The 20,825-nt window shown below is 57.4% G+C and carries 15 protein-coding genes; 5 read left to right on the forward strand and 10 right to left on the reverse strand.

Annotation, left to right across the window (positions count from 1 at the left end; genetic code table 11):
• Positions 1–230 precede the first annotated feature (230 nt).
• From HJB83_RS19410 to HJB83_RS19430, 5 genes are all read right to left on the reverse strand, one after another.
• Entirely contained in the window at positions 231–1,550 is a 1,320-nt protein-coding gene (locus HJB83_RS19410) for a glucoamylase family protein (RefSeq protein WP_221116511.1), read from the reverse strand.
• Complete coding sequence (locus tag HJB83_RS34745) at positions 1,547–2,299, reverse strand: hypothetical protein (RefSeq protein ID WP_246762688.1); 753 nt, start codon at positions 2,297–2,299, stop codon at positions 1,547–1,549. The genes HJB83_RS19410 and HJB83_RS34745 overlap by 4 nt, the downstream gene beginning before the upstream one ends.
• A 63-nt stretch (positions 2,300–2,362) precedes the next feature.
• Entirely contained in the window at positions 2,363–4,825 is a 2,463-nt protein-coding gene (locus HJB83_RS19420) for a phosphoketolase family protein (protein ID WP_221132285.1), read from the reverse strand.
• A 69-nt stretch (positions 4,826–4,894) separates the two neighbouring features.
• Positions 4,895–5,923 carry an alcohol dehydrogenase AdhP gene (gene adhP, locus HJB83_RS19425; protein ID WP_207581616.1) on the reverse strand — a complete coding sequence of 343 codons (1,029 nt, stop codon included), beginning with the start codon at positions 5,921–5,923 and terminating at the stop codon, positions 4,895–4,897.
• A 78-nt stretch (positions 5,924–6,001) separates the two neighbouring features.
• Positions 6,002–6,670: a CBS domain-containing protein gene (locus tag HJB83_RS19430; RefSeq protein WP_221132286.1), complete on the reverse strand. Its 669-nt coding sequence runs from the start codon at positions 6,668–6,670 to the stop codon at positions 6,002–6,004.
• 465 nt (positions 6,671–7,135) lie between these two features.
• Between HJB83_RS19430 and HJB83_RS19435 the strand changes: the two genes are divergently transcribed.
• Positions 7,136–8,101 (forward strand): phosphate acetyltransferase, encoded by a 966-nt coding sequence (locus HJB83_RS19435; protein WP_207581614.1) that lies wholly within the window; start codon positions 7,136–7,138, stop codon positions 8,099–8,101.
• A gap of 4 nt (positions 8,102–8,105) precedes the next feature.
• The gene (locus HJB83_RS19440) at positions 8,106–9,278 is read left to right on the forward strand and encodes an acetate/propionate family kinase (RefSeq protein ID WP_207581613.1); all 1,173 of its coding nucleotides are present in this window, start codon (positions 8,106–8,108) and stop codon (positions 9,276–9,278) included.
• 68 nt (positions 9,279–9,346) lie between these two features.
• Here HJB83_RS19440 and HJB83_RS19445 read toward each other — a convergent pair whose 3' ends face one another.
• From HJB83_RS19445 to HJB83_RS19455, 3 genes are all read right to left on the reverse strand, one after another.
• Positions 9,347–11,035 carry an ABC transporter ATP-binding protein/permease gene (locus HJB83_RS19445; protein ID WP_221132287.1) on the reverse strand — a complete coding sequence of 563 codons (1,689 nt, stop codon included), beginning with the start codon at positions 11,033–11,035 and terminating at the stop codon, positions 9,347–9,349.
• A gap of 70 nt (positions 11,036–11,105) precedes the next feature.
• Entirely contained in the window at positions 11,106–12,899 is a 1,794-nt protein-coding gene (locus HJB83_RS19450; RefSeq protein WP_221132288.1) for an adenylate/guanylate cyclase domain-containing protein, read from the reverse strand.
• Positions 12,900–13,042: 143 nt separating this feature from the next.
• Positions 13,043–15,361 carry a membrane-bound PQQ-dependent dehydrogenase, glucose/quinate/shikimate family gene (locus HJB83_RS19455; protein WP_221132289.1) on the reverse strand — a complete coding sequence of 773 codons (2,319 nt, stop codon included), beginning with the start codon at positions 15,359–15,361 and terminating at the stop codon, positions 13,043–13,045.
• 254 nt (positions 15,362–15,615) lie between these two features.
• Between HJB83_RS19455 and HJB83_RS19460 the strand changes: the two genes are divergently transcribed.
• Both HJB83_RS19460 and HJB83_RS19465 read left to right on the forward strand, forming a co-directional pair.
• Positions 15,616–16,725: an acyltransferase gene (locus tag HJB83_RS19460; RefSeq protein WP_221116574.1), complete on the forward strand. Its 1,110-nt coding sequence runs from the start codon at positions 15,616–15,618 to the stop codon at positions 16,723–16,725.
• 592 nt (positions 16,726–17,317) lie between these two features.
• Positions 17,318–17,617, forward strand: a complete 300-nt coding sequence (locus HJB83_RS19465; RefSeq protein ID WP_221116520.1) for a hypothetical protein — start codon at positions 17,318–17,320, stop codon at positions 17,615–17,617.
• Between the two features lie 213 nt (positions 17,618–17,830).
• On the opposite strand, the gene HJB83_RS19470 is transcribed toward HJB83_RS19465, so the two are convergent.
• Complete coding sequence (locus tag HJB83_RS19470; RefSeq protein ID WP_221132290.1) at positions 17,831–18,481, reverse strand: sugar transferase; 651 nt, start codon at positions 18,479–18,481, stop codon at positions 17,831–17,833.
• 450 nt (positions 18,482–18,931) lie between these two features.
• Between HJB83_RS19470 and HJB83_RS19475 the strand changes: the two genes are divergently transcribed.
• On the forward strand, positions 18,932–19,684 hold the full coding sequence (locus HJB83_RS19475) for a Crp/Fnr family transcriptional regulator (RefSeq protein WP_207581607.1): 753 nt from the start codon (positions 18,932–18,934) through the stop codon (positions 19,682–19,684).
• A gap of 48 nt (positions 19,685–19,732) precedes the next feature.
• Here the strand turns inward: HJB83_RS19475 and HJB83_RS19480 are convergent, their stop codons facing one another.
• Positions 19,733–20,755: a glycosyltransferase family 2 protein gene (locus HJB83_RS19480; RefSeq protein ID WP_207581606.1), complete on the reverse strand. Its 1,023-nt coding sequence runs from the start codon at positions 20,753–20,755 to the stop codon at positions 19,733–19,735.
• Positions 20,756–20,825 lie beyond the last annotated feature (70 nt).

Below are 20,825 nucleotides of genomic sequence, written 5' to 3' on the forward strand. Positions count from 1 at the left end.
TAAGCCGATATGGCCAGAAAACCCGCCTCAATCGGCCAAAATCCCACCGCACGACAGCCAGTCTGTAAAAAATCAGACCCACAGCAAGCAACTGCGCCAACGCAGAGCGAATTTCAGCAGCCTGCTAAAGCGCGAGGAGCAAATCTGAAAGATCGCGACCCGCTTTAGGCCCGAGATCGTTGACGCTGTTTGTAACATTCGAACCGAGGCCTGTTGCCTCTCGGTTGTTTTCACAGCCACCCGCCTGCAAAACCTGCTTTCCTCAATCCCACCACGATTGGCCGGCAGCGACGCATGATGCTCCACAGCAACCCGCTCCTGTAGTTCTCGATCATCAGAACGACGGGACCTTGATCGATTCCAAAGTGATAGGGACTGACCCATCGTCCGGTGTCACTGTTTTTCACGGCATAGGTTTGGTTGAAAGACGGCTTGAAGCCATAAAGTCGCGTCATGCCAAGATCCATGCGTGCGAAGTTCCAAAGTGTCGGTATGACTATCTCTGGCGCAAAGGGTAGAGAGGCAACAACTGCCCATGGTGATACCGTTCCATCGTCCGGCCCGTATGGCGCGCCGCGAGCGATGTAGTCGAAGAACTCCACCTCTACCCCCCCAACGTTTCGCTTGGTCCAGCCCGGTCCGTCGCTTGCGGTGAAACCCCAGCAATGCTCGCCGTATCCGGCGAAATTCTTGGGATTGCGGATCGCATATTCCTGCTGGACGAATGTCGCGTGGCGACTGTTCTGGAAATAGTCGCTGTCGTGCTCTCTCATAAATTCGTCACGGATGCCACGAAAGTCGATCCACATATGCGAAAGCTGATGGGTAAACAGCGGTCCGGAGTAGAGCAGTTCGCGTCCGTAGATGTTACGCCATTCATAGCTGGCGGTGTAGGCCGCATAGGATTCAAAGGGCAACGGATGGGTCGGTGACCCGAGGCCCAGAATATAGAGAAGCAATCCCTCGTCGTAACCGCGCCAGCGGTAGGGGATAAAACCGATTTCCGGCCGCCAGCCGTGGGTCAAGGTGAGGCCGTGATCACAAGCCCAATCCCAGTCAGCGCGCTCGTAAAGTGCATTGGCCAGGCGGCGAACTTCAGCCTCTTCCACGGAATCGCCATCAAAATAGGCGGCAACGGTCAATGCTCCGGCAAACAGGAACGCGGAGTCGATCGTCGACAGCTCGCATTGCCAAACGCGTCGTCCGGTTTCGATGTCAAGGAAATGGTAGAAAAAGCCCTTGTATCCCGTTGCATCGGGCTCAGGTCCTTGTGGACTATCCAGCAAGAACTTCAATCGCATGCGTGCGATCTTCACCGCGAACTCTCGAATGATGATGCCACGCTCCACGAGAACGGGGATGGTTGCGAGAGCCATGCCTATCGCGGCAATGCTCGCAGGCGCGTCCGGCTGCGTCTTGTCGCGGACAAGGCCGTTGTCCGGATTCGTGCAGTGAAGATAGTAGAGCAGGGTCGTGAACTGCAGACGAGCCAGGTCCTCCTCGGCCGGCATCCTGTTCAGTTCGGGATCCGTAGAGAGCTGCTCTGTCATGGCGAACCAAGGATAGTGCGGACATCATGACGGCGGCCGTCATCTGACAGCGTTATCGTGCTTCCATCGATCCCTTTGCCATCCACGACAAGCGAAAGCAGGCTGTGCCCCGGCCCGCTCTTGTTGTCCACATGGATTTTATGGGTTGCTGATCCGTGCTCGAAATCGAGCTCGTAGCCCGGCCAATCCGCCGGATTGCAGGGATCGACCGAAAGAAACTGACCTTCTCTTCGAATGCCGAGAATAGCCTCAAGTTTGGCAAAGGCCGGGTGCGCACTGTCGGCACGACGGTTGTTCAGGCAGATTTCGCTATAGCTTGTCAGTTCGAGCTCTTTTGCCTTTGAGCCAAGATTGGAAATTCGAAGCAGGCGCACTTCCGCATCGCAATCTGTCACGACGCATATCGAACTCCGAATATCAATGTCTTCGGTAGAGCAGCGGAGTTCCGCTCGATCACTTTGAAAGGAGTGTTCGTAGATGCAGTCTGTCCGATGGATCGGCTGCCCGCCGACTGACCAGATCTTGTTGTCCGCAAGATCCCTGACGTAGCAGAATTGCCCCCAGCAATCGCGCGTGCCATCCTCGCGCCAGCGAGTCACGTCGAGGTCGAACCGGGATGCGTAGCCCGCGCCTGCCTCGGTGACGAGAGTGCGACCGTTGGAGAGCAAGCCTACCTCTGGAAGCATGCCCATACGGTCATGGCTTCCTTCGGCGTCGTGAGCGCCAACATCCTTGTTTGATCGCATCATAAACGGATCCTTCAAACTAGATCGGTCCCGCGGAGCGATTGATTGGAAAGCCCGCCAATGTCTTCAGGCGTTGTCGCCTTCGGTGGAGGTTGATTTCGGTGCCTTCGTCGTGCCCCTTGCTCCCCATTTCCAGCCGCTGATCGACGGCATGTCATCGCCGTATTTCTCGATGTACTCCTTGTGTTCAAGCAGCTTCATCCGGATGGCCTGTTTGAAGTAGGCGGCGCGGGCACCCAGTTGCGGCAACCGGTCGATGACGTCTGCGACAAGGCTGAACCGATCGAGTTCATTAAGAACCACCATGTCGAAGGGCGTGGTTGTGGTGCCTTCTTCCTTGTAGCCGCGGACATGCAGGTTGCCGTGGTTCGTCCTCCGATAGGTCAGCCGGTGGATCAGCCAGGGATAGCCGTGGAACGCGAAGATGATGGGCTTGTTCTTGGTGAACAGGCCGTCGAAATCCGCATCGGACAGCCCGTGTGGATGTTCCTTGGCCGGCTGCAGCTTCATCAGGTTGACGACATTGATGACCCGCACCTTGATCTCGGGAAGATGCTCACGGATCAATTGGACCGCGGCCAGCGTCTCGACGGTCGGAACGTCGCCACAGCAGGCCATCACCACGTCCGGCTCGCTGCCCTTGTCATTGCTGGCCCATTCCCAGATGCCAATACCCATGCTGCAATGCCTGACGGCCTCGGACATCGTCAGCCATTGCGGCGCGGGTTGCTTTCCCGCAACCACCACGTTGACGTAGTTGCGACTGCGCAGGCAATGATCCGTGACCGACAGCAGTGTGTTGGCATCCGGTGGCAGGTAGACCCGCACCACCTCCGCCTTCTTGTTGACGACATGATCGATGAACCCGGGGTCTTGATGGCTGAAGCCGTTGTGATCCTGGCGCCAGACATGAGAACTCAAAAAGTAGTTCAGTGACGCGATCGGCCTTCGCCACGGGATTTCATTGCATACTTTCAGCCATTTGGCGTGCTGGTTGAACATCGAGTCGATGATGTGGATGAAGGCTTCGTAGCAGGAGAAGAAGCCGTGACGACCCGTCAGAAGGTAGCCTTCCAGCCAGCCCTGGCACTGGTGCTCGCTCAGCACTTCCATGACACGGCCATCAGGCGAGAGATGGTCGTCCTCCGGATAGATCTCGGCCATGTAACAACGGTTGGTGACCTCGAGCACGTCCTGCCAGCGGTTGGAATTGTTTTCATCCGGACTGAAGAGGCGGAAATTTTCGGTTTCGAGGTTCAGCTTCATTACGTCGCGCAGGAATGTTCCCATGACGCGCGCCGCCTCGGCCGTCGTTTCGCCGGGACTCGGAACATCGATCGCGTAGTCCCGGAAATCCGGCATCTTGAGATCGCGCATCACGAGCCCGCCATTGGCATGGGGGTTATCGCTCATCCGGCGCTGCCCGGTCGGAGCCAGTGCCGCCAGTTCGGGCTTGAACCGGCCGGAATCGTCGAACAGCTCCTCGGGACGATAGCTCTTCATCCATTGCTCGAGGATTCGGATGTGTTCGGGCTTGTCCATGTCGCCCATCGGAACCTGGTGCGATCGCCAGTAGCCCTCGGACTTCTTCCCATCTATCTCCGCCGGGCATGTCCACCCCTTTGGCGTTCGAAAGACGATCATCGGCCAGGCGGGGCGCTTCAGGTTGCCGTTCGCTCGCGCATCTGCCCAGATGTTGCGGATCTCGGCAACGGCCGTGTCGAGCACAGAAGCCAGCTCCCGGTGGACCTTGTCGGGATCATGCCCCTCGACGAAATAGGGCTTGTAACCCATGCCCTCGAAGAACTTCCGCAGTTCCTCTTTCGGGATTCTGGCAAGGAAGCACGGGTTGGCGATTTTGTATCCGTTGAGATGGAGGATCGGCAGAACGCAGCCGTCGCGCGCCGGGTTCAGGAACTTGTTGCCTTGCCAGCCGGTCGCCAGTGGCCCGGTCTCGGCTTCGCCGTCACCGACGACGCAGGCAACGATCATGTCGGGATTGTCGAAGGCGGCGCCATAGGCGTGGCTGAGCGCATATCCGAGCTCACCGCCCTCATGAATGCTGCCCGGCGTTTCCGGAGCAACATGGCTTGGAATGCCGCCTGGGAAGCTGAACTGCTTGAACAGCCGCCGCATGCCCTCCGTATCCTCGCTAATGTTCGGATAGAACTCGCTGTAGGTGCCCTCCAGATAGGCATGGGCGACCAGTGACGGCCCTCCATGACCAGGACCGATCACGTAGATCATGTTCAGGTCATCGCGCTTGATCACCCTATTCAGGTGCACATAGAGCATGTTGAGGCCGGGCGACGTGCCCCAGTGGCCGAGCAGCCGCGGCTTTACGTGCTCGCGCTTCAACGGCTCCTTCAGCAAAGGATTGTCCAGGAGGTATATCTGGCCGACCGAAAGGTAGTTCGAAGCGCGCCAATAGGCATCCAGCAGACGAAGTTCTTGTGCTGAAATCGCACTTGGTGGCGGGGGACCGCCCGACACAGTTTCGTTCATTGCTGCCATCTCAGTCGAACCCATCTCAACCTCCCGATCAAACTGACATTTGCCAACCCGTAGATCTATGCAGCTCGCTCCGACGCTCTCCGGTTATGAAAGGGGAATGACGACGCGACCATCGATTTTGCCCGCTTCCATGCGGTGGAATATGTCGTTGATGTTTTCCAAGCTGTCCCAGGAAAAATGAGGCGTAACCTTGCCCTCCGCCGCGAACTGCAGGGACTCGTCCAAATCCTGGCGCGTGCCAACGATTGATCCACGCACGGTGATGCGTTTCAGAACCGTTTCAAAGACGGGTAGTGCGATTTTCCCAGGCGGCAAGCCGACGAGGACCATCGTGCCCTTTGACCGCATGAACCCGAAAGCCTGCTCCATTGCCGGCGGTGAGACCGCCGTCACCAGTACTCCATGAACGCCGCCATTTGTGGCAGCTTGTATCTGCGCGACCGCATCTACAGCCTTGGCGTTTATCGTGATATCCGCGCCGAGTTGCTTTGCCAACGCCAGCTTGTCTTCGAAAATGTCGGCAGCAACAACGTTCATGCCCATCGCCTTAGCATACTGAACGGCCATGTGGCCCAAGCCTCCCACGCCCGAAATCGCCACCCATTCACCGGGGCGCACCTCTGATTCCTTGAGGCCTTTGTAAACGGTCACCCCGGCGCACAGCACCGGAGCGGCGGGACCGAAATCCAACCCGTTTGGCAAATTGCCGACGAAATCAGGATCAGCCAGCCCGAACTCGGCGAAGGTTCCATTCACCGAATATCCAGTGTTGGACTGAGACGCGCAAAGCGTTTCCCAACCGGTTCGGCAATGGGGGCAGTAGCCGCACGCGGCATGGAGCCAAGGCACGCCGACTCGGTCGCCCTCCTTTACCCGCTTCACGCCCGCTCCTACCGCAGCGACAAAGCCGGCACCTTCATGTCCAGGTATGAACGGCGGGGAGGGCTTCACTGGCCAGTCGCCATTGGCCGCATGCAGATCGGTGTGGCATACACCAGTCGCTTCGTATTTCACGAGAATCTGACCGCTTCCCGGACTTGGGATCTCCATCTCTTCGATAACTAGCGGTGCGCGGAACTGTCGAACGACGGCCGCGTTCATGAGCTTTACCATGCGATGCCTCCGTCGGAATATGCCAGCTCCGACAGTCCGGAGCGGCAGTAGGCCTCTATATCGGCAATGCAGTGCTGATCAGCTATCCGGGGCGGTGAAGTGCTCGACTACTCCCCTGACCCCATGAACACCTTCTGCGAGAACCCGCGCCGCTCTTCGGCATTCGGTGGTCTCGACGTTCCCCCAGATGTGCACGATCCCGTCGGTAACCGTCACGCTTAGATCCAAACCTTCCAGTCCGGTGTTTTCTCCGAACCGTGTGACGATACTGCGTTGGATGCCCTCATCCCCTCCACCGGTTTCGTCTTGCCGCGCCACCAGAATTGCCTGAAGCAGGTCTGCGCGACTAACTATGCCGACCAGCTCGCGACCTCTCACGACAGGAATTCGCTTGATGCTCCACTCGTGCATGAGCTTCGCAACGCGCGCCAGCGAGGCTTCCTCGTCAATGGTGAGAGGATCCGGGGTCATTGCATCACCGACCCGCCACGAGGTGCGCCTGACATAGGCGTTGGCTCGAGCTTCCGATGGCAATGCCATTTCCTCAAGCGAGGCTATCGCTCCAGATACCAACTCCGTTCTGCGGATCAGATCCCCTTCGCTGAGGACACCCAGCAAATGCCCTTCGTCATCAACGACTGGGACGCCGCTGACGTGGTTATCAAGCATGATTTTTGCCGCCTGCCTGACATTGTTGTCAGGCGACACCTTGATAATTTTGACGGTCATTACATCTTTGACGAGCATTCGGCTCCAACTCCTGCATGGACCTCAGGGCGGCGATACGAATTGAGCTAGCTGTAGGCTCGGTAACCGTTTATCGCCCCTGGGCAAAGTTGCAGACAGGCGGCATCAGATAACTCCCTACGGGTATCTGGCAAGGTGTATGTTCCCGTAACATACGTGCAGTGGCTGGAAGGAGACGATAAACCGTCACAATGGGATACTAGGATGGCTTCGGTCGCCGGCTTGTCCTGCACGCCGTCGGGTTTTTCCCGTTCAATTGCGGCTGCCGCAAAGCGGGGCTGGCAAGAAGCAATGTGGGTGCGCTCGCGGCGCTCCCGGCATGTCGCCTGCAGACACGCAGCTTAGCCGGAGCGCCATCCGATTGCCCGAAAACGGCGAGGATCGCACCGGACCGGCAGGTCCAGAACTCAGGATCACGACCCGATATCGGCGGCTGCGATAGAAGCTGTTCTAATGGGAGTTTTCATGACGGATACAGCAGGCATTGTACCGCCGGAGGCGCACCGGAAATATGAACAGCTCGTCGCGCGCGCCAAGCAGGCTCCGCGGATGAACACGGTCATCGTTCACCCCTGCGACGAAGCATCTCTGCGCGGCGCCGTCGAGGCTGCCGAGGAGGGGCTGATCACGCCCATACTCGTCGGTCCCGCCCAGAAGATTGAGGCGGTGGCCGAGGCACACCATCTCGATATCGCAGCCTATGAGATTGTGGACGTTACCCACAGCGATGCCGCCGCAGTTCGCGGAGTTGAGCTGATCCGCGAGGCGAAAGGCGAGCTTCTGATGAAGGGCAGCCTGCACACCGACGAGTTGATGCGTGCCGTGACCGCGTCAGCCACGGGATTGCGGACTGCCCGCCGGATCAGCCACGTCTTCGTCATGGACGTGCCGACCTATTCGGAGCCGCTGTTCATCACGGATGCAGCTATCAATATCGAACCGGACCTCGATGCGAAGCGCGATATCGTCCAGAATGCCATCGACCTGTTTACCCAGGTTGGCCTCGGCAAGCCGCGGGTGGCGATCCTGTCGGCCGTCGAAACGGTAACCTCGAAGATCCCTTCCACCATCGAGGCGGCCGCGCTTTGCAAGATGGCGGAGCGCGGGCAGATCACCGGCGGGCTGCTCGATGGGCCGCTCGCCTTCGACAATGCCATCGACCCCGAAGCTGCGCGGATAAAAGCTATCCATTCGCCGGTGGCAGGCAAGGCGCAGATTCTTGTCGTGCCCAATCTGGAAGCCGGCAATATGCTGGCGAAGAACCTTACATTTCTGGCGCGCGCAGACGCTGCTGGCATCGTGCTCGGCGCCAGGGTGCCGATCATCCTCACGTCCCGTGCCGATTCCGTGCGGACCCGCCTTGCTTCCTGTGCGGTGGCAGTCCTGCTCGCCGAAGCGCGCCGCCGAATGGCGACCATATCAGGTGCATAGTGTGATGGATGTCATTCTCGTCGTAAATGCCGGATCCTCCAGCCTCAAATTCGAGGTCTTTTCGGTCGAAGGTGGCCTTTCAAAACTTTTGAAAGGGCAGATGGAAGGCGTGGGTACCGCCCCGCGTTTACGCATCAAGGGCACCGGCTCAGAGATGCTTGCGGATCATCAGCACAGCCCGAGCGAAGTTCCCGACCTGCCGGCCGCCATGCGGCTCGTCGGGGACTGGCTGCGAGAACGACATCAAGATCGGCTTGTCGCAGTTGGTCACCGGGTTGTGCACGGCGGCCCGGATTATGATCGGGCGGTGCTCATCGATAAAACGGTGCTCGCGGATCTGGAGCGTTATGTGCCGCTCGCCCCGCTGCATCAGCCGAACAATCTGGCGCCGATCCGCGCGATCCGGCAGCGGCGTCCGGATTTGCCGCAGGTCGCCTGCTTCGATACATCCTTCCATCGCGGCCACAGTGCGGTTGCAGATCACTATGCCATTCCTGAACGGTTCTATGCCGAAGGCGTCAGGCGCTACGGCTTTCACGGGCTCTCCTATGAATATGTGGCAAATCGCCTGCGCGAACTTGCACCGGAGATCGCCGGTGGCCGCATTGTCGTCGCCCATCTCGGCAGCGGCGCCTCAATGTGCGCGCTGCTCGGTGGTCACAGTGTGGAAAGCACTTTTGGCTTCACTGCTCTCGACGGGCTGCCGATGGGCACGCGTTGCGGTCAGATCGATCCCGGCGTCATCCTCTATCTTCTAGACCAGAAGGGCATGAAGCCCGACGGAGTGCAGGACCTGCTCTACAAGGAGTCGGGGCTCATGGGCCTTTCCGGCGTGAGCAATGATGTACGTGCGCTCCTGGAAAGCCGGCAATCGTCTGCGGCCTTCGCGCTGGAGCACTTCGTCCATCGCATCGGCTTGCATGCCGGCATGCTGGCAGCAGCCCTTGGCGGCATCGATGCCTTTGTCTTCACTGCCGGCATCGGCGAAAACTCGCCCGAGATGAGGAAGAGGATCGTTGCGAAACTCGAATGGCTGGGGGCGAAGCTGGATCCGGAAAGGAACGCCAAGGGAGATCTGCTGATCTCGACGCCGGATAGCAGGCTGCGGGTCTATGTGGTGCCTACGGACGAAGAACTGATGATCGCCCGCCATACGCTAGCTACGACCCGGACCTAGAATGGAATGTCCAACAGCGGCAATGGCGGCATGGAGGAAGTGCGGCAGCACTCGCCCACCATGAGCAATTAGGAATTGCCTAGTTGATCGATCCAGATCCAGGATCCGTCGGCATGATATTCGAGAACTGCATCATAGCCGCTGCGCGCTGCATCGGGCTCCGCGAAGTTGATGCATGCGACCGATCTTTCCGCCAGAAGCCCGAGGATCTGATTCAGCAGTTCCTGCCCGAACATGACCTCGCCCTTCTCCATCAGGACATAGTGCGGCTCGGCAACGAGCGCTCCCGCGATAGCCAGAAGGTGCTGCTCGCGTGGCGACAGCAGTGTCGCGCAGTTCTGTTCCTTGTCGATTTCCCCGGCATCCATGGCGCGTCCAAGACCGAGCTCTTTCAGCAATCGAAGGATTTGCTCTTCCGAGACGTCCCCGGATCGATCCGGCGGTACGAGGATCTGGCGCAACGTGCCGGGAGCAACATAGGGGCGCTGGGGAATGAAACGGATCAAATCCCGCCTTGGACGGTTGATGCGTCCGTTGCCTGATATATTGATCCCCGCTGTGGCCCGGAACAAAGCAATGCCTGCGGCGTCTTCATCGCCGACGACAAGCAATCGCGTGCCGAGCGGGATCGACGTTGACAGCTCTCGCAGCAAAGGCACATCCGAGGGTGCCGTCAGGGTCACATCCTCATAGGCAAGTTGCTCTCCGTTTTCGGTGAACTCAATCCCGGATTCTGCGGATTCTTGCGCCTCCTCTATGGCGTCCAGCAGAGAGCTGATGCGGGCCACCACGGCGGCGAAATTGGAAATCGAATGGAACTGGCTGACGATGAACGAGAATGCGCCGACCAGCGTCGCAAACGCTGCAGCCGACTGCGTGATGACGCCGAATTCCATGTCGCCATTCATGAAGACTGGAGCAATGATGACGACCGGAATGATCTGTATCATCCAGTTATAGCCGGTGGTGAAGAAGCCGACATTGCGATTGATGAGTATTATTCTCCTGAAATTGCTGGCGAGCTGATCGAACTGTTTGATCAGGAATCTGGCGTGGCGCTCCTCTCCGCCTGCGATCATGACGGATTCCGCGTTTTCCCGCATATGGATCAGGCTGGAGCGGAAGGCCGCTTCGGAGTCGAGCTGGTTGTAGTTCAGGTCGATCAACGGTCGGCCGAGCGCGATCGTCATGTAGGAGCCAAATGCCGCATAGACGACTGCAGCAATGAACAGCAGCGGACTGATCAACCACAGCACACCTGAAAAGGTCAAAATGGTCAACCCGCTGTTCAACAGCATCAGCACGAAGGAAAGCGTGGCAATGGTAAACGCCTTGATGTCGTCTGCGATTCTCTGGTCCGGGTGTGAGAGCTTGCCTGATATGCCGACCCGATAAAAGGTGCCGTCGCTCATGTAAAGCCCGATGGCGCGATGTGTCAGGAATTCCCTCCAGAGCAGAGCAAGACGTTCCTCCGCAAAACGCGCGATCACCGAGACAATCGTCGAGGCGCCAAATACCCCAGTATAAAGCAACGCCTGGCGGACGAATTCGGCAGTTTGCTTTTCGGCAATGGCGGTCATGAAATGTCGCCCAACAAAGCTGTTGAGGACATTCAGTGCGCTGATGCCGCAGAAGAGCGTTACCAAGCCAAGGAGGAGGAGTTTTGCTCTTCCGCCGACATGCGAAGTCAAGAAGATTTTCACCGCGTAGGAAAACCTGGCCACGGTTACCTTGAGCGGAGTGTATTGCTGGCTCATGCTCTTCCTCCACAACTACATATCTGCGGCGGATGCAGCTATCGGCATCGTAAGCGCGGCCGAAGGCGGTTCATCGATCGAGATTCGCGATCGTCAATCCGGCCTTACGCAGTCCTTCCACACGGCGGTTAAAGTCCTCGGGGTTTCGGAAGGGAAGGACGCGGCGGCGGCGCTCGACGGAAAAATTGGGATTGATCTGGAGTGCCTTTTCCCACGCGCGTCGGCACTCCTCCGGCCGGCCGAGGTGGCCGTAGCATGACGCCAGCAGGGCATAGGCGGTTTCCGATTGGGAGTTTTGTTGGAGCCGCAGCTCGATCGCGACGATCGCTTGCTCATATTCACCGAGAGAAAAGCGCGCGTCAGCGAGAAATTGGAAAAGAATTTCCGGATGATGTGGGTCAAGCCGCATCGATGCATCGAGTTTTTCCAAGGCGCCTTCGGGATCGCCGGAGAATATCTGGATATGGGCCATCAGCATCAGGAGCTCGGCGGAATTGGGAGAAAGCGCGAGGCCTCGCAGCACTTCTGCCCGGGCCCGGTCCAGTTCGCGGTTCCACATGCAGGCCATGCCCAGCGCGAAGTGGCTATTGGGTTGTTCTTCCGCCATTTGCACTGCCTGCTGCGCGAGATCCAGCCCGATCTGCAGCGAAGCCTCCGGATCGTCGCTCCAGGCGTTGACGTAGTCGAGCACATGCGTGAAGGAAATGAGTGCCCATGCCGCTGCATAGTCCGGATCGATGGTGATAGCGTCTGCTGCCAGGCTGCGGGCGGCTCCATTTCCGGCTCGGGTATGGGCCGATGCCTGTTCGCGACCACGCAATAGCAACTCGTAAGCGCCGACATCGGCAGCGCGCCCGTGGCCCAAACGGTTCTGGTCGCCATGGGTGAGGTTCAGCTTGAGCGCTGTCACGATCTCCTGGGTCAGTTCATCCTGAACCGCAAAAATGTCGGTAAGGTCGCGGTCGAACCGGCTGGCCCAGATATGTCCGCCATTGCTGGCGTCGATCAATTGGGCGGTAACACGCACGCGGTTGCCAGCCTTGCGCACGCTGCCTTCAAGGACATAGCGGACACCAAGCGCCTTGGCCATCTCAGGCACGGAAGCTGTCACGTTCTTGTAGATGAAGGATGAGTTGCGAGCGATCACGTGCAATTCGGACAACTTCGAGAGGTCGGTGATGATGTCCTCGCTGATCCCGTCGGAGAAATATTCCTGTTCGGCGTCGCCGCTCATGTTGTTGAACGCCAGTACGGCGATGGAGGGCTTGTCACGAACGGCTGCGGCCCATGCCGGTTTCATCGGGGTCGGCTCTCCCGGCTGCCATGCCGGAAGCGGCTTTGACGCGGTTCCGATCTGAAGCAAATAGGCCCGCATCGGCTCCGCGATATTCTTGAGAGGGATTTTGCCGAGATCGGTCACGGCACATTCAAGCCGCGTTTTCACCTGGCGATAGGCATCTTCGGAGAGGCAGATGGCGCCGGGCTGGGCAATTCCCTCCAACCGCGCGGCGATATTGACGCCGTCGCCCATCAAATCGCCGTCGCTCTCCTCGACGACATCCCCCAGATGGATACCGACCCGGAACTCGATGCGATTCTCGGGGGACACGCCGATATTTCGCTCGACCATGGCAGTCTGCACTTCGATCGCGCAGCGCACGGCGTCGACGACGCTGCGAAACTCGATGAGGCTTCCATCTCCGGTACGCTTGACCACACGGCCATTGTGCACGGCAATGGTAGGATCGACCAGATCGCTGCGCAACGTTCGCAGCCGCGCCAGGATGCGATCCTCGTCCGCACCGGCGAGGCGGCTGTAGCCGACCACATCCGCGACCAGGATCGCCGCCAGTTTTCGCGTCACGCTCGTAGCCTCAGTTCCCTATCGGACCAAAATAACACAATGCGGCCGGCAACGTCGCCAAATCCTGATTGCCTTTGCTGCGGGTCCCGTGATGAGTTCGTTTGAGGTGGAGATGGTCGGGTAAGCTTGTGCGCTGACAGCGGCTAATGTTCGTCTTTGAGAGTGAAGGCGAGCACGTAGTCGCCGACGTCCGTCGAATATGGCGCTCCACCAACGGATATCAGGACATACTGCTTTCCGGTTTTAGGTGAGACATAGGTCATGGGCGTGGCGCTCGAGCCGACCGGCAGGGGATATTTCCAGAGTTCCGAGCCGTTCTCGGCGTCATAGGCGCGGATATAATAGTCCTGAAAGCCGGCGAAGAAGACCACACCGCCGGCAGTCGCCGACGTGCCGGCATAACTCGGCAGGCCCATCGGCATCGGCAGATTGGTTTTGATCTTAAACGGCCCTAGTTCTTCGGCGGTCCCGGCCGGAACCTGCCATGCGATCTTACGGGTGTTCAGATCCACTGCCGTGACGGTGCCGAAAGGCGGCTGCGTGCAGGGAACCCGGAGCCTCGAGGTCCACATTTCGGTAGCCATACCATATGGTGTACCGCGCTGCGGGGCGGAGGGGCCATGCGCGGTCGTGGTGAGGGCAAAATCGACATACTCGCCGCGTGGGATGAGTGCGAAGAGACTGGGCACGCGGATATCGTTCATGAAGACCCGGTTGTTCGGCAGATCGACCGATACGCTTCCCCAGTTGAGACCACCCAGATTTCCCGGCTGCTGGATTGCATAGTGCGGGCCGATCGGGGTGAAATCGCCATCGTAGCGCATCTTTCGGAAGGCGATGCGGCATGCCAGTTGATCGAACATCGTCAGGCCCCAGGCCGTCTGCTCCGTCACCCGCTCCGCACCGATTGTCGGCATGCCGACGGAATAGGGCTGTGTCGGAGACAGCTTCTCCCCCGGCGCGCCGCCGTCCTGCGGCACCGGGTTCTCCTGAACCTCGGCAAGCGGTGCGCCGGTCTGCCGGTTGAGCAGGAAAAGCTGCCCGCGTTTGGTGGTCTGCAGGAGAGCAGGCATTGTGGCGCCATTGCCATCAGGCAGGTCGATCAAAACCGGTTGGGCCGGGAGGTCATAGTCCCAGATGTCGTGATGCACGGTCTGGAACTTCCATTTCTCTCGTCCCGTCGTGACATCGAGCGCTACCAGTGTGGCATTGTATCGATCGGCGAAGGCCGGGCGATTGACGCCGTAGTAATCCGGGGTGGTATTGCCGAGCGGTGCATAGATGAGCCCAAGCTTGTCGTCGAATGCGGCCGTCGTCCACATGTTGGGCGTGGCTCGCGTATAAGTCTGGCCCTTCGGCGGGAGTTTGGTGATCTCAGGATTGCCGAGATCCCACGCCCATTCGAGCTCGCCGGTGACGACATTGAAGGCGCGGATGACGCCCGAGGGTTCGCCGACCTCCTGATTGTCCATGACCCAGCCTCCGACGACGATCAGATTGCGGGCAATCAGCGGCGCTGATGTTTGGAAATAATAACCTGTCTTGACTTCGCCCATGCCCTGGGAGAGCTGCACGGTGCCATTGTCTCCGAAGCCTTTACAGGGCGCGCCGGTCCTGCTGTCGATCTCGAGGAGGCGGGCATCAATCGTTGTCTGCACCAGACGCTCATTGCAAAGACCGTCGGCAGATGGGGCCTCCTGGGGCATCTTATAGTAACCGAGGCCGCGGCAGCGCTGCCAGTAAGGCGCCGTTGCCTTGGGGTCGAAGGTCCAGCGGGGTTTGCCGGTATCTGCATCGAGCGCTGCGATCACATCCGTCGGCGTGCAGCTATAGATCGTATCGCCGATCTGCAGAGGCGTGTTCTGATCGGCGCCTTCTCCTTTTCCGGTGCGATATGTCCAGGCAAGGTCTAGCTTGGCAACATTGCCGCGATTGATCTGATCGAACGGCGAGTAGCGATCTCCTGCCGTGCTGCGGCCATAGGATGTCCAGTCGGAGGGAGCATTGTCGCCTTTGGCGATTTTGTAGGCGGGGATGTCGGCGGAGGGGCGGATCAGCCCATGCGGCGTGAAAGCAAGGCTAAAGCCCGCAACGAACAGGACGACGGCAAGCAGGGTGCCGCCATAGAAAAGTTTCCGGTTGGCGGCTGGCAAAAGCGAGGGCGCAAAAAGAAGTGCAAAGCCCGCCAGTGCAATGGGAGACATCAAACGTGCAAAAAGTGCCCAAAAATTGAGACCCGACTCCCAAAGTGCCCAGGGAAGGGTGAAAACGGCAACAAGAAAGACGATGAATGCGCCTGACGCTTTCCGGCGCCATAGCAGGAGCGCTGCAATCAGATAGGCAATCCCGACGATCGCGTAATAGGGCGAGCCGCCGAGGCTGAGCAGCACGGCGCCGCCTCCCATCAAGCCCAACCCGATAAAGGCGAGAACAATACAGAATAGGGTGGCCAGAAATTTCATCGTTTCCTCATCCAATCCGCCGCCCGATCGCCTGGATTTAAAATCTGACCGTCGCATGGCACCTCGGGAAGCACAGGGCCATTGGGTTGATGGTCAGCTATCTCGTCTTTAGGAGAGGGGAGCTCTCTCGTTCAATTTTTCCTGGTGTACCTCTGGTCACTGACACGCGGCTCCGATCTGGCAATGATGCCGCCGCCGCTCTGCGGCAACAGCTTGCCATTCCAAATCGAGTAATATTTCTGAAAGGGGCACAGATGTTTCTCGGCGAAAAGCTTGATCTAGCGAACGGGCGACCGGCAGGATTCGACTATATGCGATTACTGTTAGCCTTTTCAGTGCTTTGGATACATACGGCCCGCGTCACCTACGGCGATGACCTCTTCCTCTGGGAGTCGCCCTTCCGTCCTGTCATCAAATCAGTGCTCCCGATGTTCTTTGTCTTGAGTGGATTCCTGGTGGCCGGCAGTCTTGAACGGTCGAAGACATTAATCTCATTTCTCGGTAACCGATTTATCCGGATCTACCCTGCTCTTGCGGTGGAGGTATTGCTGGCTGCCTTTATACTCGGAGCCATCTATACAGAGTATGACCTGCGTGACTATTTCACCGACCCACAGTTCTTTACCTATCTGCTGAATGTCACAGGGCACATTCACTTCAATCTTCCAGGGGTATTCCTGGATAATCCCGACGCCGCGATGGTGAACGGGCAGCTCTGGACTGTACCCTTCGAGCTCGAGTGTTATGCTGTGATCGCCGCCCTGTTTCTGCTTGGCGTGGTCAGGCGGCGCGTGATCGCCCTTATCGCAACGCCGGCTTTGATCGTAAGCTTCGGTATCGCAAGGTATTGGAAACATGAAAGTGATTGGGCGACGATGCCCACGACCGCATCGGGCAATCTGCTTATTTGCGCTTTTCTCGTGGGGGTGACTTTCTATCTCTACAAGGACAAGGTTCTTTGGGACGTGAGAATTTTCCTTGCCTCTGTGGCAATGATATTCTGGGCCTACTGGTTCACCTCCTTTGGGGATTTCGTAGCCATTCCAGCCATGGGATATGTCACGGTTTTCCTCGGCCTGACCTCGCCCCGCAAGCTTGGCGTTTTGCGCGGGGCCGACTACTCCTACGGCGTCTTCCTCTATGGATATCCCATCCAACAAGCGTTCGTAGCGCTCGGGCCTTGGGCGCATAACTGGTTGTTGAATGGCATTGTCTGCAGCATCGTTGCGACTTGCTTTGCTGCCTTCTCCTGGATATTCATCGAAAAGCCGGCGTTGAAATTGAGGAAACAAGTCACTTGGCTTGAAAACCTCAGTCTCCAACGCGGCGCAAAACGGCAATTGGCGGCTGCAGTCTCGAAATAGACTTATCGATGCCGGTCGCGAGACTGGCAACTTTATCGCCGGTGCTTAACCTGCAAAAGACATCAGCAGGGCTCACCAATCACCGGCGGGCCCTGTTTCGTTGTAACGTGGTCGACCGCCACGGGGGAGCGTCCGATCCCGTCGTGAAAGCCGAGCTTGGAGCAGGCTTGCTGCAGATCACTGACGTCGTCGTCATCTCATGCTGGGTTGACAGGCGCTGTTTGGATCATCGCGGGTGCATAAGTGCCCATACGCAAGCTTATGTTCAGATTTGTCTTTTTGGAACAATCGAACGAATGTTCAGTTAGGCGCTGGAACGTCGCGGCAGCACCGCGGCGCCTCGTTACTAATCCGATACCTAAACCTTCCTGCGTGCTCCAAGCATCTTTTGATTTTGGACGATGGATGGCCCTGTCTGAGGAATAGCCAAATATTCTTCGCGTAGTTGATCGGGTTGCTAGGCGGTTCTTAGCAATATTTTAACAGTAATAGATAAAATACTTTGATCGGACTTCGTTCCGACTTTGAGTTTTGTCATGTCATTGAGGGCAGACGGCGGCTTGAAGGAGGCGTGAAGAGAGGAGCAGTATAAATGCTGAAGAGCACGCTCATCGTGGTTTCCATCTCCATCGCCGCCGGAGCGACCATTCGCGCCTGGGCCTTTGCAATCTTTGCATTTCTGCTGGTCGCTGCCCTGGGTGCTGTGATCCTGCTGAAAGGCTCCTCCTTTTCCGAAGCGATCGCCTACTCGCTCGAAGCGCTTGTATTGATGGAAATATGCTATCTGGCGGGTCTATTCGCCTACTCATTGTGGGTGCATATCCAAAAGCGGCGGAAAAAGGACTCTATCACCGAGCGCTCACAAGTGACCGGCAAGCCTCCCCACGGATAATGCAATGGCTGAACAGGCAGGTTGCGCCTCTGTGTGGTATCTCAGCCGTCCGGAACGAAGGCAACATCCACAAAAAATGACGATTTGCGCCCACCAGAACAGGATGGTTTAAGGCTGCCGGTCTGCCTAAAATCCAGTTTTTAATAAGATATTTTGCATCATTATTTCGTCCAAAAACCGCTTACGCTTTTCGGCGGGGAAAACGGAAATACTCTACCAGTCCACTTTCGGCAGCAAGGCGTGCCGGGAAAGCAGGGCCGACAGAGTTTTTGCCATGATCATGAAATCCAATGCGAGCGTCCATTTGCTCAGATACTCGACGTCGAGGCAAACGCTATTCTGATAGTTGGCGCGCTCGCCAGTCTGCCACTGACCGATCAGACCAGGACGGACCGCGATGTAGGCATAGGCATGTTCGCCGTATCGCGGCAGCTCTTCTTTGCTAACGGCGCGGGGTCCGACAAGGCTCATTTGCCCAAGCAGCACGTTGATCACTTTAGGAAGCTTGTCGAGGCTCGATCGCGTCAGGATGTCGCCGAGAACAGTCACATGCGGGCTGGCCGTTGCGTCGGCTCTCGTCGTCCGAAACTTGAGGCAACCGAACTCTTTTCCCCTATAGCCAATCCGCCGATGGGAATTGAGAATGGGCCCCCTATCGCTTAGCGTCATGATGAGTGCTACCGACAGAAGGAGCGGCGACAGAAGAAATAAGAGAGACGCCGCAATGGTGATGTCCAATGCGCGCTTCAGAATCCTGCTGATCGTATCGGATTTGGACGAGTTGAATGGATACCCTTCCTGTCGTCCCCTGGTGTAGTCCCGCCAAGGATCGTTTCGGTTGATACCCTGATTTTTTCCCGCCATCCGCGTCTCCGTTGGGCGAAGCCCAGAAATTACAGCGAAAGCTTGTTCTAATATAGGCTTGATGTCTGTGACCGAGGTCATAATGGTGAACAAATTCTTTATCTCCGAAGGTGTATTTGTGCATATTTAAAATACTGTTTGCACATCCGGTTAAGTAAACAAAATGTTATTAGTATTAATTGGTGGTAATGGGATTAATCGTCTGTCGCGCCGATTTGTCGTGTAATTGAGAAATTGTCATGGATCGTACAAAATCCAACCATAGCTTACGATCATGGCAGTTTATGGAATTCAGTATAGATCTTTATGTATATAAATGTGAGCATTCGTCATAGTTTATGTATAATTTCGACAGGATATCTTTATACTATCGTTATTCGACTTTCTAAGTTAACGTATTTCCAATGTCGCCGACGATAATAACGAATTAATCTGCGTGGAGTTGTGTGTATGGACGGGGCGATTAGCATCAGAGATAACAAGACTAAAGGAGGCGCGTCGCGAATAGAGGAGGCGGTTACTTCAGGGCCTGTAGGTATTATATACGGTGGGCGGGGGGATCTGGATCATGAATTCCCGTTTTGCCGTTCGAGTGTCCGAAAGTTTCGCCGCGGTGAGGTGATTGCCAGCGCCGGTGTCGTCGTCGACATATTCGCCCGCGTTCAGCACGGAATGGTGAGTGCAAGCACCCCGCTTGCAGATGGACGAGAGTTCATCGTGGAAATCGTTCCAAAAGGCGGCCTGATCGGCGAACTGGCGGTACTGCGCAAGCAGTCCCTCAGCCTGGAATATCGGGCCTCGTCCGACTGCGAACTGCATTATTTCGACGGTCGGTTGCTGCGGGACTTATGTGCAAACGATCCGCAATTTCAGGTGAAGCTTCTGTCGAAGGCGCTGGCGCGTGTTTCCGAACTCGAACTGCGGATCATTTCCAATGCGGGATCGAGCCTAAGGCAGAGACTGGCCGGGACGCTGCTGCGCCTTTCTGCCGTGTACAAAGTGGATGCGCAAAATAGCGGAGATGAGCTGATTATCTCCCAACATGAGCTGGCGGCGACGCTGCCGGCGTCGCGCGAAAAGGTCAACCAGTGTCTGCGGCGTTTGCGCGAGAGCAAAGTGGTCGACGGCACGCATGGCAAAATCCGCATTCTCAATCGGAAGGCGTTGGAGGCTTATGCCGAGGGTGCGGCGCACCTCGCTTGAGACGGCGCCGCGAGCACTTCCGGGGGATATGCATCTAGGTGACCTGCATCAGACTTCGCTCTCGGAGGCATTTCTCCAGTATTTCCAGCCTTCACCCTGGATGAGCCCGTGATCGGAGAGGTCCTTCCAGCTTCTGTAGGTCCCGGTATCGGCACAGACGAAGGCATCCACATTATTGCTCGAGGAATATACGGCATATTCCTCCGTATGTTGGGACCGGTGCGCCGCATCGGCAACCTTGTGCACGAAGGTCGACAGGAACTTAAAATGCAGAAGCGCGCCAGATACGCCGAGTGCGCCGCTCATGTCGCCCAAATTCAGGGAGAGCGGCCAGACCTGGTGGGATGATTTCAGAAAAAGACGTTCACCCCCGACATAGACAAGGGGTATCTTGTTGAGCGCAGGGCCATCCCAGAGCCGGTTGTTGAAATAGACCCGCCCGCGAACGCCGCCCTTGATCCAAATCGTCCAGTTGCGTTTGTCGAAATGCGCGACATAACCGGACCGGTCGAAGAGATTGCAGACTTCGAGCGGATTTCGACCGGGTTCACATATGTTTTCGAGAACGGGATGGGGGCTGTACATGTCGATCATCACCGAGCGGAGGGAATGGCCGCCCATGGAATCGATATAGGCGGTCAATTGATCGATCGGCCGTGTGTCGCAATGGGGATAGACCAGGAACTCGTCTGCATCGACATAGAGAACCCATTTCTCCCGACAGTGACGATTGATGACTTCGTTGATCCAGTCGTTTCCGAATCTCGCAGCCTTGTAGGACCCGTGGGCAGAAAGAAGTGAGACATCGTCGAAGCTGGACAGCAGCTCGACCGTGCCATCGGTCGAGCCGTTGTCGATGCAGATAAAATGCTCGAAGCCGAGATCACGATAATATTGCAGGAAGAATGCCAGCCGGTGCACCTCGTCGCGGATGACGCAGATGACGACGTGACGTGCCTGCGTGAGCCCATCGCGCAGCAGGTCATAGCGAACCTGCCGGGCCTTGAGCGACCGGCGCAGGCGGGCTTTTGCGTAATGCGAGATACTGGCGACGGAAGCCCTATAACTCATATTCTGTCCTGAACATTATCTATCCTGGTATGAATAGATGAATACTTGCGCGCGCGCCTGCAATCCAAAG

The sequence above is a fragment of the Rhizobium sp. NZLR11 genome (genome assembly GCF_019685115.1).
Taxonomy (GTDB): Bacteria; Pseudomonadota; Alphaproteobacteria; order Rhizobiales; family Rhizobiaceae; genus Rhizobium.

What these genes read in the sequence shown, in the direction of transcription:
- HJB83_RS19410 (WP_221116511.1), bottom strand. Translation starts at nt 1,550, where the DNA reads ATGACAGAGCAGCTCTCTACGGATCCCGAACTGAACAGGATGCCGGCC.
- HJB83_RS34745 (WP_246762688.1), bottom strand. Translation starts at nt 2,299, where the DNA reads ATGATGCGATCAAACAAGGATGTTGGCGCTCACGACGCCGAAGGAAGC.
- HJB83_RS19420 (WP_221132285.1), bottom strand. Translation starts at nt 4,825, where the DNA reads ATGGGTTCGACTGAGATGGCAGCAATGAACGAAACTGTGTCGGGCGGT.
- adhP (WP_207581616.1), bottom strand. Translation starts at nt 5,923, where the DNA reads ATGGTAAAGCTCATGAACGCGGCCGTCGTTCGACAGTTCCGCGCACCG.
- HJB83_RS19430 (WP_221132286.1), bottom strand. Translation starts at nt 6,670, where the DNA reads ATGCTCGTCAAAGATGTAATGACCGTCAAAATTATCAAGGTGTCGCCT.
- HJB83_RS19435 (WP_207581614.1), top strand. Translation starts at nt 7,136, where the DNA reads ATGACGGATACAGCAGGCATTGTACCGCCGGAGGCGCACCGGAAATAT.
- HJB83_RS19440 (WP_207581613.1), top strand. Translation starts at nt 8,106, where the DNA reads ATGGATGTCATTCTCGTCGTAAATGCCGGATCCTCCAGCCTCAAATTC.
- HJB83_RS19445 (WP_221132287.1), bottom strand. Translation starts at nt 11,035, where the DNA reads ATGAGCCAGCAATACACTCCGCTCAAGGTAACCGTGGCCAGGTTTTCC.
- HJB83_RS19455 (WP_221132289.1), bottom strand. Translation starts at nt 15,361, where the DNA reads ATGAAATTTCTGGCCACCCTATTCTGTATTGTTCTCGCCTTTATCGGG.
- HJB83_RS19460 (WP_221116574.1), top strand. Translation starts at nt 15,616, where the DNA reads ATGTTTCTCGGCGAAAAGCTTGATCTAGCGAACGGGCGACCGGCAGGA.
- HJB83_RS19465 (WP_221116520.1), top strand. Translation starts at nt 17,318, where the DNA reads ATGCTGAAGAGCACGCTCATCGTGGTTTCCATCTCCATCGCCGCCGGA.
- HJB83_RS19470 (WP_221132290.1), bottom strand. Translation starts at nt 18,481, where the DNA reads ATGGCGGGAAAAAATCAGGGTATCAACCGAAACGATCCTTGGCGGGAC.
- HJB83_RS19475 (WP_207581607.1), top strand. Translation starts at nt 18,932, where the DNA reads ATGGACGGGGCGATTAGCATCAGAGATAACAAGACTAAAGGAGGCGCG.
- HJB83_RS19480 (WP_207581606.1), bottom strand. Translation starts at nt 20,755, where the DNA reads ATGAGTTATAGGGCTTCCGTCGCCAGTATCTCGCATTACGCAAAAGCC.